This window comes from bacterium (genome assembly GCA_035281585.1).
Classification (GTDB): Bacteria; UBA10199; UBA10199; order DSSB01; family DSSB01; genus DATEDP01.
Map to the genome: position 1 here is coordinate 18,499 of DATEDP010000106.1, position 13,034 is coordinate 31,532.

Consider the following 13,034-nt stretch of genomic DNA (forward strand, 5'->3'; position numbering starts at 1 on the left):
CTATGTCGACCGCCATTGGCTTTCCAACCACCTGTTTCCCCGATTCCGACCACGAGCTGCTGCTCAAGGCCGCCGTCCTCGAGGGATCCGAAGCCATCGACGCCTGGCAACAATGGAAGTCCCGGGTCGACATCGACGACATCGATTACGCCGGCTTCCGCTTGGTCCCGCTGCTTTACCGCAACCTCCTGAGCTTGGGCGTGAAGGACCCGCTGATGGATCGGCTCAAGGGAGTTTATCGCTACAGCTGGGCGCGGAATCATCGCGTCATCCACCGGGTCGCCAAGGTCCTCGACATCTTCCACCGGCAGGGAATCCCCACGGCTTTGCTCAAGGGGGCCAGCCTGGCCTTCACCGTCTATCGAAACTTGGGCGTCCGCTACATGGACGACTTCGATTTGCTGGTTCCGCTCGCCGACGCGCCTCGGGCCATCGAGCTCCTGCACCAGGCCGGCTGGCGCCAAGCTTTCGTGACCGAGAAGGTCTTCACGCCGGCCGCCCACTCCACCGGCTTCGTCAATCCCGAGGGCGACAGCATGGATCTCCACTGGCACGTCCTCAACCAATGCTGCGACGCCGACGACGACACCGTCTTCTGGGAAAAGGCCCGGCCGCTGGAGATCGAGGGGATTCCGACCCACGCGCTATGCCCGACCGACCAGCTCTTTCATGCCTGCATCCACGGCGCCCGCTGGAACGTCGTGGCCCCGATCCGCTGGGTCGCCGACGCCGTCGGATTGACCCGGGCCTATTCCGACGACATCGACTGGCAACGCATCGTCGAGCTGGGCCGGCGGCTTTCGCTGGTGGTGCCGATCCGGCAAACCTTTCTATACCTCAGCGAGCGCTTTGGGGTGCCGATTCCCGCGAGCTGCCTGAAAGACTTGCGAACTTTACCGGAGACTCCATGGCAAAGGCGGGAATTCCTGGCTGAAACCAGCTCGCGAAGATGGCTCGACGAATTCCCAACGCTTTGGCACCGCTACCACCGGACCCAGCACAGCAAGAAGCATCGCTTCAAGCCTTACGGGTTCCTCCGCTACCTCCAAAACTATTGCGGCCTGGACCATGCATGGCAGGTGCCGGTTTTCCTGCTGAAACGCTTCATTCCCCGGGCCCGAAAGAACCTCGCAAGGGCGGCCGGATGAGGCCTCGGATCAGCGTCATCATCCCGGTCTACAACGGCGAGGCTTTTCTGGCCGAGGCGATCGAAAGCGTGCTGGCCCAACCCTATCCCAACCTCGAGATCCTGGTCATCGACGACGGCTCCACCGATCGGAGCTTCGAGCTGGCGAAATCCTTTTCCGGCCTTCGCTGCTTGCAGCAGTCGAACTCCGGGGTTGCGGTTGCCCGCAATGCCGGGATCGCGGCGGCCGGCGGCTCGATCTATGCCTTCCTCGATGCCGACGATGCCTGGCCGGGCGATCATCTCGAGGCCTTGCTGCCTTTCCTTGAGGACTACGACATGGCTTTCGGCCAGCTCCAAAGAACCGGCCCGGCCCTCCGGCGAGCCGACGGCTCCTTGGATTCGCTCGGCCAGCCCTTCGGCGGCTTCGCTTTCGGAAGCGCCTTGGTCCGATCCGAGGCCTTCCATCGGGTCGGCTGGTTCAATCCAAGCTATCGGCGGGGCGAGGACATCGAATGGTGCACCCGGGCCAAGGAAAAAGGCTTGCGGATTCACCTCAGCGATCGAGTGGTGCTGTACTACCGACAGCATCCGAACAACCTCTCCCACGATTCACGGCAGCGGGAGCAGCTCACCCTCCGAATCATCAAGGAGTCCCTGAATCGCCGAAACCGCGGCGAGGCTCCGGCCTCGCTGAGGCCGGTCGAGCTGGCTCCTTCGATCCAAAAGAGGCTCTCATGAGCGCTGGGCCGATCGCCGTCGTCCTCTCCCAGCTCAATGGCGAGGCGTATCTGGCCCAGGCCTTGGAAAGCTTGGCCGCCCAAACTTTGGCCCCCCAGGAAATCCTCTTGATCGACGGCGGCTCGACCGACCGCAGCCTCGAGATCGCGGCTGGCTTCCCTTCGGTCCGGGTGATTCGCCAAGCCGGCAGAGGCATCCCCGACGCCAACAATCAGGGAATTCGGGAGGCTCGCTGTCCGCTCATCGCTTTTCTGGAACATGACGATCTCTGGCACCCGCGCAAGCTGGAGCTGCAGGCCCGGCGCTTCGAATTCGATCCCGGCCTGGAGTATTGCGTCACCCGTTTCGAATTCTTCCGCGAGCCCGGCGCCGAAATTCCAGCCTGCTTCAAGCCCGAGCTCTTCGAAAGAAACCACGTCGGCCGAATCATGAGCACCTTGATGGCCAAAAAGAGCTTCTTCGATCGGGTCGGGGCTTTCGACTCGTCTTATGTGTCGGCCGGCGACGTCGATTGGTTCGCCCGGGCCCAAGATGAGGGTGGAAGGCTGGCGGTGCTCGAAGAGGTCTTGGTCCGGAAGCGGATCCACCGGACTAATTTTTCGAACTTGGCCTTGGTGAACAATGCCGAGATGCTCCGGGCCTTAAGCCGGTCGGTGGCCCGGCGCCGGGCTCAATCCTCAAAATAATTCAGCCTCGGCCAAGAGCGGCGCGGCCAGGTCCTTCTTCGACAGCATCGGCTCCTGGACCGGCCAAGCGATTGCCAGCTCCGGGTCGGACCATCGCAAGGAGCGGTCATCGGCCGGACTGTAGAGCTCCGAGCATTTGTAAAGCACCGAAGCCGTCTCGGAGAGAACGCAAAAACCGTGGCCGAAGCCGGCCGGGATATAAAGCTGGCGTTTGTTCTCGCCGCTCAGCCTGGCGGCCACCCATCGCTTGAAGGTCGGCGAGCTCCGGCGGAGATCCACCGCGACGTCCCAAATTTCGCCCGCCAGCGCGGTCACCAGCTTGGCCTGCGGCTTGTTCAGCTGGTAATGCAAACCCCGAAGGGCGCCTCGGCAGGAGAAGGAGAAGTTGTCTTGGAGAAACACGGCCTCGATCCCGGCAGCCCGGTATTTTTCGCGATGGTAAAGCTCGGCGAAATGGCCGCGATCGTCGGGCCACACTTCGGGCTCGATCAGGATCACCTCGGACAGCTCGGTCGGGTTGAACTTAATCGCCATTTCGGATCCCGTCCTCTTCCAAGATCTCCAGCAAATAGCGGCCGTAGCCGTTCTTCGAAAGGCCTTGAGCCAGGCTCCGCAAGCCGGCGGCATCGATGAAACCCTGCCGATAGGCGATCTCCTCGATGCAGCTCACCCGCAAGCCCTGGCGCTCTTGCAGAATTTGAATGAAGGTGGCGGCCTGCTGGAGCGAATCGATGGTTCCGGTGTCGAGCCAGGCGCAGCCCCGGCCCAGCAGCTGGACCTTGAGCCGGCCCCGCTGCAAATACTCCAAGTTGACGTCGGTGATCTCGAGCTCGCCGCGACCGGAAGGCTTGAGCTTGCCGGCGATCTCGGAGACTTGGCCGTCGTAAAAATAGATCCCCGGGACCGCATAGCGTGACTTGGGCTGGGCCGGCTTCTCCTCGATGCTCAGCACCTTCCCTTTCTCGTCGAACTCGACGACGCCGTAACGTTCCGGATCGTTGACCGGATAACCGAAGATCATGCCGCCCTCGCCCAAAGCGCTGGCCCGCTGCAAAATCTCGGGCAGGCCATGGCCATGGAAGATATTGTCGCCCAAAACCAGGCAAACCGGCTCACCGGCCAGGAAGTCGCGGCCGATGATGAAAGCTTCGGCAATGCCGCCCGGCCGGGGCTGCTCGGCGTAGCTGAATTTCAGGCCGAGCTGGCTTCCGTCCTCAAAGAGCCGGCGGAAAGCGGGCAGATCCTGCGGGGTTGAAATGATCAGGATGTCCCGGATGCCGGCCAGCATCAAGGCCGAGAGCGGATAGTAGATCATCGGCTTGTCGTAGACCGGCAGCAGCTGCTTGCTGACCGATCGGGTGATGGGATAGAGCCGGGTCGCTGAGCCGCCGGCCAAGATAATGCCCTTCATAGTCCGTATTGCCTCCGCATCCATTCGCGATACTCGCCGCTTTGCACCCGCCGCACCCAGTCCAAATTGGCCAGGTACCAGTCGACGGTCTTGGCCATGCCGCTTTCGAAGCTCTCCTCCGGCCGCCAACCCAATTCACCGGCCAGCTTGGAAAAATCCATCGCATAGCGCCGGTCGTGACCCGGCCGGTCGGCGACGAATTTTTTCCAGGCGGCATAGCCTTCCTTGGGGCCGGGCTTGAGCCGGTCGAGCGCGGCGCCAATCGTGTCCACCACTTCGAGGTTGGAGCGCTCGGCTCCGCCGCCGACGTTGTAAGTTTCGCCGCGGCGGCCTCGGGTCATGATGAGCCATATCGCGGCGGCATGGTCGCGCACGAAGAGCCAGTCGCGGACGTTGCGACCGTCGCCATAGATCGGCAAGGGCTTCCCGTCCAGCGCGTTGACGATCATCAGCGGAACCAGCTTTTCGGGGAATTGATAAGGCCCGTAGTTGTTCGAGCAATTCGACAAGGTCACCGGCAAACCGTAAGTGTGGGCGTAGGCCCGGACCAAATGATCCGACGCGGCTTTCGACGCCGAATAAGGGCTGTTCGGATGATAGGCGGTTTCCTCGGTGAAGCGTCCTTCGGGGCCGAGGCTTCCGAAGACCTCGTCGGTGCTGACGTGGTGAAAGAGCTCGATCCGGTCGCGGTGCTTCCGCAGCAGCTCCAAAAGCCGGAAAGTCCCCACGACGTTGGTCTGAAGGAAATCCTCGGGCTGGACGATGGAGCGGTCGACGTGGGATTCGGCGGCGAAATGGGCGATGGCGTCGATTTGGTGCTCACGAATCAAGGCTTCGACCGCCGTCGAGTCGCCGATGTCGGCCCGAGCGAAGCGGTAGCGGCCGGGAAACTCGGCCTCGATCCCCCGCAGATTGTCGAGGTTGCCGGCATAAGTCAGCTTGTCGACATTGAGCACTTGGCCCTGATAGCCGCTGTCGGCGAGCAAGTAGCGGATGAAGTTGGAGCCGATGAAGCCGGCGCCGCCGGTGACGAGGAGGCTCTTCACGCCCGGGCCTCCTTCATCAGGCCGGCTCGGTGGCGGCGCACGAAATCGGACAAGTCGAGGCGCCAGTCGCGCATTCGGTTCAAGCCCTCGGTTTTGAGCCGGAGGTTTTCCAAGATCGAATTGGCCGGACGGAGCGCCGCGGTCGGGAACTCGGCGGTCGAGCAAGGCGCGACCTCGGCCTCGACTTCCATCAAGCGGAGAAATTCCACCGCCGCTTCATACCAGGTCGTATATCCCTCGGCGCTGGCATGATAGACTCCGTGGGCCTCGCTGCCGATCAAGGCGACGATCTGAGCCGCCAGGGTCGCCGCCCAAGTCGGCGCCCCGAACTGGTCGCTGACCACTTTCAAAGGCTCGCCGCGCAAGGCCTTGACCAAGATGGCTTTGAAGAAATTTCGGCCGGCGGCCCCGTAGACCCAGGCCGTGCGCAACACCACCCAATCGCCGGCATTCAAATGGACCTGGCGCTCGCCCTCCAACTTGCTTTCACCGTAAGCCGAAAGCGGCGCCGGCTCGTCGCTTTCCAAGTAAGGATGGGGCGGAGGTTTTCGTCCGTCGAAAACGTAGTCAGTCGAGAGATGGAAAATCGGAATGCCCAATTCGTAGCAAAACTCAGCCAAGCGGCCCGGCGCCACCGCGTTGACCAGCCAGGCGGTCTCGCGCTCGCTCTCGGCCAAATCGACCTTGGTGAAGGCCGCGCAGTTGATCAGGCAGTCGGGGCGGAACTCGCGGAGCTTGGCGGGAATGGCGGCCTTCCTCAGGTCCCATTCCTCGCGCGCCGGCGCCAGGACTTCATGCTCCCGGCTCAAGCAGGCCTGAAGCTCGCTGCCGACTTGGCCGGCTCCCCCGCTGATCAAGATCCTTGCCATAGCGAATCCCCGATTTCTCGTCATTCGGTCTAAAATATTCCATACTTGAAGTCGATCCGTAATTTTCCCACTATAAGACCATGACCATCCTGCGCTTCCCACCCTTGGAAACGGCAAGCCCCGAAGGGCTGCTCGCCATCGGAGGCGACTTGGAAGTGTCTTCGCTGAAACTGGCCTATGAAAACGGGGTCTTCCCCTGGCCGACCGAGGACTATCCCCTGCTCTGGTTCGCGCCACCGCAACGGGCGGTGCTGAAGTTCAGCGATCTGCGGGTGCCCAAACGGATGCGGCGGGAATTGGGCGGCAAGGAGTTCTACTTCGACATCGACCGGAACTTCGAGTCGGTCATCGTCCATTGCGCCGCCAGCCTGACTCGAAAAAGCATCGGCACCTGGATCACCCCTTGGATCGTCGAGGCCTATCTTCGCTTCCACCAAGCCGGTTTCGCCCATAGCTTCGAATGTTACGACTCGGACGGCGACTTGGTCGGGGGACTCTACGGCGTGGCGATCGGCGGCATGTTCGCCGGTGAAAGCATGTTCTTCCTATCTTCGGGCGCCTCCAAGGCCACTCTGCTCTACGCCGTCGAAACTCTCCAAGCCCGGGGCGCCCGCTGGATGGACATTCAGATGCTGACCCCGCTGCTCCAGCGAATGGGCGCCCGGGAAATCCCCCGCGAAGAGTTCATGGCCCTGCTGAGCGCGGCGCTCGCCGCCCCGCCGCTTTTTCCCCCCTTTGAAAAAGGGGGGCCAGGGGGGATTTGAAGCGGCGGCTTCATTCCAAAAACACCGCTTTCACCACCCAATGGCCTTTAAATCCCCCCATCCCCCCTTTTTCAAAGGGGGGTGAAGAATTGACACACCTAAAACCCCGTGATTTAACGGGTCTCCTTATGACCGACCCCAAAGATCCGGGCCCCGATTACAAAGCGACGCTGCACCTGCCCCAGACCGATTTCCCGATGAAGGCCAACTTGGCCCAACGCGAACCCGAATTCCTCAAGAGGTGGAAGGAGCAAGGGGTCTACGAGAAAGGGATCGCCAAAAACGCCGGCCGGCCCAAATTCACCCTGCACGACGGCCCGCCCTACGCCAACGGCAACATTCATTTCGGCCACATCCTCAACAAGACGCTCAAGGACATCTTGGTGAAATACAAGACCCTGGCCGGATTTCAGAGCGAGTTCGTGCCGGGCTGGGACTGCCACGGCCTGCCGATCGAGCACCAAGTCGACAAGGAGCTGGGCCCTAAAAAATCGGGGATGAATGTGGTCCAAATCCGGCAAGCCTGCCGGGATTATGCCGCCAAATTCGTCGACATCCAACGCGAGGAGTTCCGCCGCCTCGGCATCCTGGCCCGCTGGGATCAGCCTTACCTGACGATGGACTACGGCTACGAAGCGACCATCGCCCGCGAGCTGGGCCGCTTGGTCGGCAAGGGCTTGGTCTACAAAGGCAAGAAGCCGGTCCATTGGTGCATCAAAGATCAGACCGCTTTGGCCGAAGCCGAGGTCGAATACGATGAGCACATCTCGCCCTCGATCTTCGTGAAGTTCGAGAGCATCGGCGACCTGAAGGAAGCCAGCCCCCAGCTGGCCGGCACGAAGGTCAACTTCATCATCTGGACCACCACGCCCTGGACCCTGCCGGCCAACCTGGCCATCGCCCTCCACAAGAGCTACACCTATGTGGCGGTCCAAGTCGGCGGCGAGGTTTGGATCCTGGCCGAGGGCCTGCTCGACCAGGTGCGCAAGCAGCTCAATTTCCAGGAAGACAAGCTGATCGACCGGATCCCGGCCAAGAAGCTCGAGGGCCTGCTCGTCCAGCACCCCTTTCTTTCCCGGACCTCCAAGGTCATCTTGAGCGACCACGTCACGCTCGACGCCGGCACCGGCATCGTCCACATTGCGCCGGGCCACGGCCAGGAGGACTACGAGGTCGGCCAGCGCTACGGATTGCCGGTCCTCAATCCGGTCGACAACCAGGGGAAGTTCACCGAGGAAGTCGGCGTGCCCGAGTTGGTCGGTCAATCGGTCTTCCAGGCCAACCCGCTGATCATCGAAATCCTGAAGGAGCGGAAGGCCCTGGTCAAAACCGAGGAGACCAAGCACAGCTATCCCCACTGCTGGCGCTGCAAGAATCCGGTGATCTTCCGCTCGACCCCTCAGTATTTCATCTCGCTTTCGGGCCAGGACCTGCGGGGCCGGGCCCTCGACGCGATCCGCCGCGCTCAATGGATTCCGCCCTGGGGCCGGGATCGGATTTACGGCATGGTCGAGAACCGGCCCGACTGGTGCATCAGCCGCCAACGAAGCTGGGGCGTGCCGATCATGGGATTCCGCTGCAGCGCCTGCAAGGAATCGCTGCTCCGGCAGGACATCATCGAGCGGATCGCCGACCGCTTCGAGCAGGAGGGCGCCGACGCTTACTTCAAGTATTCGGAAGAAGAATTGCTGCCGCCGGGCACGGCCTGCCCCCAATGCGGCGGCAAGACCTTCGAGAAGGAGAAAGACATCCTCGACGTTTGGTTCGATTCGGGCGTGTCTTATGCGGCGGTGCTCGAGAAGCGGCCGACCCTGCAAATGCCGGCCGATCTTTACTTGGAAGGGACCGACCAGCACCGCGGCTGGTTCCACTCCTCGCTGCTGACCGCGATCGGCACCCGCAACGCCGCGCCTTACAAGACGGTGCTGACCCACGGCTTCGTCGTCGACGGCGAGGGCCGGAAATACTCCAAGTCGGCCAAGAACTACACCTCGCCCGAGAAGATCCTGAACCAGCTCGGCGCCGAGATCCTGCGGCTTTGGGTCGCGGCCGAAGACTACCGCAACGATATCCGCTTTTCGACCGAGATCCTCGACCGGCTGGTCGAAACCTACCGCAAGATCCGCAACACCTGCCGCTTTCTCTTGGGCAACCTTTTCGACTTCGACCCCGACAAGGACATGGTGCCGGTGGCCGAACGGCCGGAGATCGACCGTTGGGCGGCGGCGACCCTGCAGAACTTCATCCAGCGGGTCGAGCAGGCCTATGAGGATTACGAGTTTCACCTCATCTATCACTCGCTGAACCAATTTTGCACCGTGATCTTGAGCGCCTTCTATCTCGACATCCTGAAGGACCGGCTCTACACCGCCAAGAAGACCGGCCGCGACCGGCGCTCGGCTCAAAGCACGCTGTTCGAGATCCTGCTCGCGATCACCCGGCTGATGGCGCCGATCCTCTCCTTCACCGCCGACGAGGTCCACGGCCACACCCCGGCCCACCGCGGCAAGCCCGAGTCGATCTTTTTGGCCGATTTTCCCAAGGCCGATCCCGCGCTGATCGACGCGCCGCTGCTCGAGCGCTTCGAGAAAATCGAGCAGGTTCGGGAAGAAGTCCTCAAGGCCCTGGAGAAGGCCCGGCAGGAAAAAGTGATCGGCCATCCGCTGGAGGCCCAGGTCCGGATGAGCGCCGAGGGCGAGCTGAAAAAATTCCTTCAGGATTATGCCAATTTCTGGGCCCAGTGTTTCATCGTTTCCCAGGTCGTGGTGGTCTTCGAAGTCGAAAAGCCGAACTGGACCGCCGAAAATCTCGACGGCCTCAAGATCCAGATCACCAGGGCCGAGGGCGAAAAGTGCGCCCGCTGCTGGACTCGTTCGATCACGGTCGGCAAGAACGCCGCCCACCCGGCGCTCTGCGACCGCTGCGCGAAAGTGCTGGCTGAATAATCGTTTCCCCCTCCTTTGTAAGGAGGGGGTGAGGGGGAGGCAGAGCGTTGGCGATATGCAAAAATTTTGCATATCGCGATACGTTCTACCCCTCCCTAACCCTCCCCTTACAAAGGGGAGGGAAAGAGAGAATGCGTAAATACCTTCCCCTTCTCATTATCCCCCCGCTCGTCGTCGCCCTCGATCAGGCGACCAAGGGTTGGATTCTGCAAAACATCCCCCACCAAGGCACCCAGCCGGTCTGGCCGGGCTATTTCGACCTGGTTCATTTTCGGAATCCGGGGGTGGCCTTCAGCATGCTCGACGGGCTGGTGGGCCAAGGCCATCAGTGGTTCTTTTTTCTCGTCACCGCGGTGGCCATCGCCGCCCTGCTCTGGCTCTACGCCAAGAGCCCGGCCTCGGAGCGGGCGACCCAGATCCCCCTGGCCTTGATCATGGGCGGCGCCTTGGGCAACGTCATCGACCGCTTCGTCCACGGCGAAGTCATCGACTTCCTTTATTTCCATTGGCAGCACCGGGTCGCCGATTTCGAGCTTTTCGGCCGCCATTTTCGTTTCCTGCTGGCCTGGCCGGCCTTCAACGTCGCCGACAGCGCCATCACCTGCGGGGCGATCTTTCTGGCGGTAAAAGTGCTTTTCCTCGACTCCAAAGTGAAGGATAAGCGTTAAGGAACCATTATAAGGCCATGCGACCCTTCCTTTATTACAGCCCCGATTTCGCGGTCCCCAGCTTCGCCTTCATGCTGATGGTGGCCTCGCTTCTCGCCACAACCGTCATCTATAAGCTCGCGCCGCGCCGCGGCTTATCCCAGGTGGTGGCCTTGGATTTAGGAATCATCGCGACGATCGGAGCGGTGGTGGGAATGCGGGTCTTCCACATTTTCGTCGAGGGGCCTTACTACGCCTCGCCGGGCTATTCGAATTACTATTGGGAGCACCCGACTCACATGTGGCAGATCTGGCGCGGCGGTTTCGTCAGCTACGGCGCCTTCATCGGGATCGGCATCGGCACGATCACCTACCTCAAGTGGCGAAAGCTCGATACCCTGGTCTACCTCGACTTCTTGGCGCTTTTCGCCTTTCCGATCGTCGATTTCTTCACCCGGCTCGGCTGCCTCCTGGCCGGCTGCTGCTACGGCAAGCCCAGCCCCCACCGCCACGCCGAATGGCTCCTCTACATCGTCTTCAACAACCGTCAAGGCGATGCCGGCTATAAATTTCCCGGCGTTCCGCTCTGGCCGACCCAGATCTGGAGCATGATCGCCGCGATCGTCATGTTTCTGATCTGTTACTGGATCGACCGCCACAAGAAGTTCAAAGGCCAGGTCGTGCTCAGCTACTTGATGCTCTATGCGGTGATCCGCACCGTCATCGAGCTGTTCCGCGGCGACAGCGACCGCGGCGTCTACTTCAACAACACGATTTCGACCGCCCAGATCATGAGCTTCCTTTTCTTTTCCGGCTGCCTGGCGATCTATGTCTACCTCTGGAAGCGCAAGCCGCTGGCCGCTCCGACGGTCCCCGAGGCTCCGGCCCCATGACCCCGCCGCTCGCCCCGAGCCCAGCCCAGCCTGAGTTCGACAGCCGGCGCCTCCTCCGCCAAACTCTTTGGGTCTGGTTTTTCACGATGCTGGCTACCCGCGGCCTCTTCGAGCTGCAGCGCATCCCTTTTTTCCGCCAAAACCTGATGCTCTTCACCGGCATCCTGTTGATCTACGTCCCGGTCTTGGTCCTGCGGAAGCCGGGGAATCGGATCGACTTCTTCGAAAAGTCCTTCGGCCAGCTCCTCAAGTCCCTGGGTTGGGTCCTCCTGGTTTCGGCGATCGTTTTCCCGCTCATCGAGCTCGGCAATCGCTTTTTCCAGGACTGGGCCTTTCACCGCCATTATGTCGGGGGAAACTATCGAGGCCTGGGCAAAGCCTTCCTCTATCACTTTTTACTGGTGGGGATTCCGGAGGAGTTTTTCTATCGGGGCTATATGCAGACCCAGCTCAACCGGGTTTGGGGACGAAATTGGCGCCTGCTGGGAGTGGCGGTGGGCAAGGCCTTGCCGATCACGGCCTTCCTTTTCGCCCTGTCCCACAGCATGATCATGCTTCAATGGTGGCACTTCGCGATCTTTTTCCCAGGCCTGCTCTTCGGCTGGTTTCGGGAACGGACCGGCGCCATCACGGCCGGCGCTCTGTTCCACGCCCTCTGCAACGTCTACAGCTTTTGGGTGGCGCTCAATTACCGTTAATGGGCAAGCGCCATTTCCCGCTCGAGCTTCGTCTGCAAGACTCGCAGGACTTCCGCTTCCTCTTTCAAGTTTTCGCGAAAGTCGCGGCTGTCGGTGTGGCTGATTTCCCGGCTCAATTCCCGGAGATGATGCATCAACATGCTCTCCAAGTATTGTCTTTCCTTGGCCGTCAGCTCGATCTGCATAGGACCTCCTCCTAATAAAACCAGATTCGTCCTACCAATATGGTAACCAAAAGGGCCGGTCGGCTGAAGACAAAAAAAAAGCCCTGTCTAAGCGACAGGGCTTTCAAACTGTGCCGCGGGGGAGACTCGAACTCCCACGGATTTCTCCACATGCACCTCAAACATGCGTGTCTGCCATTCCACCACCGCGGCGCTCAATTTGGAGTCTACCTATGCGAAAGGGTCCGGGGAAGTCAATTGCAAGCTGCGCGGACCTTGGCGCGTTGCTCAGGTGTTCTTGCCCGGTCGGGGAGCCCGGGGACATCCTCCTCACTTTTTTTCCCCGGCCCTCAAGCCGGATAATTCGCGAGCCCGGAGCAAGTCCGGGCTCGCTAAAGCCTTTGGGGAAAGCTTGGTCCGTCGATATCTATTGGATGCTTTAAGGTGATCGACGGCCCAAAAGCCGTTCGGAGGAGTCCCCGGGCTCCCCGACCTACCGCTGTGCTGATCCAAGGTCATCCTGAGCGAAGCGAAGGATCTGCGGCCCACCAAGGATCTTTGAAGAGCCTTATTCACTTCGGTCCAGTAATGGGAATTCCGAGGATACGAAGGAGCGCTGGAGTTCCAAGCTTCTTGGCCAGTCGCAGATCCTTCGCTTCGCTCAGGATGACGGGGGCGGGCGGGAGCCATGCGGGCAGCACAGCGGTAGGTCGGGGTCGGGGTGGGGATGCCTCTCCCAGAATATTTCTGCAGGAGGGAGGGCGTAGGAGGGTTAAAAAATCCGTCGGAGCCAAAAACTTGGGGGCTGACGAAGGAAGCCACCAAGTTTTATGGCGAAGCGGATTTTTTAACCCGACTAGCCCGACCGGGCAGATATTCTGAGAGAGGTATCCCCACCCGGACCCCGACCGGGCAAGGACACCTAAGCAACGCACCGAGATCTACCGCAAGCCAACAAGCTCCCGAAACCGCGGATGATAAGGCCCGGCGAGGATTCCCTCTCGCTCGTCGCTGGAGAATTCCAAGCCCATCTTGATGATTGGG

At 61.1% G+C, this 13,034-nt stretch carries 13 protein-coding genes and 1 tRNA gene; 8 read left to right on the forward strand and 6 right to left on the reverse strand.

Annotated features, from left to right (window positions below; genetic code table 11):
* Nucleotides 1-2 precede the first annotated feature (2 nt).
* The 3 genes from VJR29_08550 to VJR29_08560 are packed head-to-tail and all read left to right on the forward strand — an operon-like array spanning nt 3 to nt 2,553.
* A complete protein-coding gene (locus tag VJR29_08550) occupies nt 3-1,148 on the forward strand; it encodes a nucleotidyltransferase family protein (protein HKY63454.1) in 1,146 nt (381 codons plus the stop codon).
* Nucleotides 1,145-1,867, forward strand: a complete 723-nt coding sequence (locus tag VJR29_08555) for a glycosyltransferase family A protein (protein ID HKY63455.1) — start codon at nt 1,145-1,147, stop codon at nt 1,865-1,867. Before VJR29_08550 ends, VJR29_08555 begins: the two co-directional genes overlap by 4 nt.
* Entirely contained in the window at nt 1,864-2,553 is a 690-nt protein-coding gene (locus VJR29_08560; protein ID HKY63456.1) for a glycosyltransferase, read from the forward strand. Before VJR29_08555 ends, VJR29_08560 begins: the two co-directional genes overlap by 4 nt.
* On the opposite strand, the gene rfbC is transcribed toward VJR29_08560, so the two are convergent.
* From rfbC to rfbD, 4 genes are read right to left on the reverse strand one after another with little or no spacing between them, the layout of a single operon-like run.
* Complete coding sequence (gene rfbC / locus VJR29_08565; protein HKY63457.1) at nt 2,545-3,081, reverse strand: dTDP-4-dehydrorhamnose 3,5-epimerase; 537 nt, start codon at nt 3,079-3,081, stop codon at nt 2,545-2,547. The two genes, VJR29_08560 and rfbC, sit on opposite strands and share 9 nt — an antisense overlap.
* Nucleotides 3,077-3,964, reverse strand: a complete 888-nt coding sequence (rfbA, locus tag VJR29_08570; protein ID HKY63458.1) for a glucose-1-phosphate thymidylyltransferase RfbA — start codon at nt 3,962-3,964, stop codon at nt 3,077-3,079. Before rfbA ends, rfbC begins: the two co-directional genes overlap by 5 nt.
* Nucleotides 3,961-5,010: a dTDP-glucose 4,6-dehydratase gene (gene rfbB, locus VJR29_08575; protein ID HKY63459.1), complete on the reverse strand. Its 1,050-nt coding sequence runs from the start codon at nt 5,008-5,010 to the stop codon at nt 3,961-3,963. The genes rfbA and rfbB overlap by 4 nt, the downstream gene beginning before the upstream one ends.
* Nucleotides 5,007-5,879, reverse strand: coding sequence for a dTDP-4-dehydrorhamnose reductase (gene rfbD, locus VJR29_08580; protein HKY63460.1), 873 nt, complete (start codon nt 5,877-5,879; stop codon nt 5,007-5,009). Before rfbD ends, rfbB begins: the two co-directional genes overlap by 4 nt.
* Before the next feature lie 80 nt (nt 5,880-5,959).
* Between rfbD and aat the strand changes: the two genes are divergently transcribed.
* The 5 genes from aat to VJR29_08605 all read left to right on the forward strand — a co-directional run bounded on the left by aat (nt 5,960) and on the right by VJR29_08605 (nt 11,826).
* Nucleotides 5,960-6,643 carry a leucyl/phenylalanyl-tRNA--protein transferase gene (gene aat, locus VJR29_08585; GenBank protein ID HKY63461.1) on the forward strand — a complete coding sequence of 228 codons (684 nt, stop codon included), beginning with the start codon at nt 5,960-5,962 and terminating at the stop codon, nt 6,641-6,643.
* A gap of 128 nt (nt 6,644-6,771) precedes the next feature.
* Nucleotides 6,772-9,588, forward strand: coding sequence for an isoleucine--tRNA ligase (ileS, locus tag VJR29_08590; GenBank protein HKY63462.1), 2,817 nt, complete (start codon nt 6,772-6,774; stop codon nt 9,586-9,588).
* Between the two features lie 131 nt (nt 9,589-9,719).
* Nucleotides 9,720-10,256 carry a signal peptidase II gene (lspA, locus tag VJR29_08595; protein ID HKY63463.1) on the forward strand — a complete coding sequence of 179 codons (537 nt, stop codon included), beginning with the start codon at nt 9,720-9,722 and terminating at the stop codon, nt 10,254-10,256.
* A gap of 17 nt (nt 10,257-10,273) precedes the next feature.
* Nucleotides 10,274-11,128 (forward strand): prolipoprotein diacylglyceryl transferase, encoded by an 855-nt coding sequence (locus VJR29_08600; protein HKY63464.1) that lies wholly within the window; start codon nt 10,274-10,276, stop codon nt 11,126-11,128.
* Entirely contained in the window at nt 11,125-11,826 is a 702-nt protein-coding gene (locus VJR29_08605; GenBank protein ID HKY63465.1) for a type II CAAX endopeptidase family protein, read from the forward strand. Before VJR29_08600 ends, VJR29_08605 begins: the two co-directional genes overlap by 4 nt.
* On the opposite strand, the gene VJR29_08610 is transcribed toward VJR29_08605, so the two are convergent.
* Both VJR29_08610 and VJR29_08615 read right to left on the reverse strand, forming a co-directional pair.
* Nucleotides 11,823-12,011: a hypothetical protein gene (locus VJR29_08610; protein HKY63466.1), complete on the reverse strand. Its 189-nt coding sequence runs from the start codon at nt 12,009-12,011 to the stop codon at nt 11,823-11,825. The two genes, VJR29_08605 and VJR29_08610, sit on opposite strands and share 4 nt — an antisense overlap.
* 111 nt (nt 12,012-12,122) lie before the next feature.
* Nucleotides 12,123-12,203: transfer RNA gene (locus VJR29_08615), tRNA-Leu, on the reverse strand.
* Nucleotides 12,204-13,034: the final 831 nt, after the last annotated feature.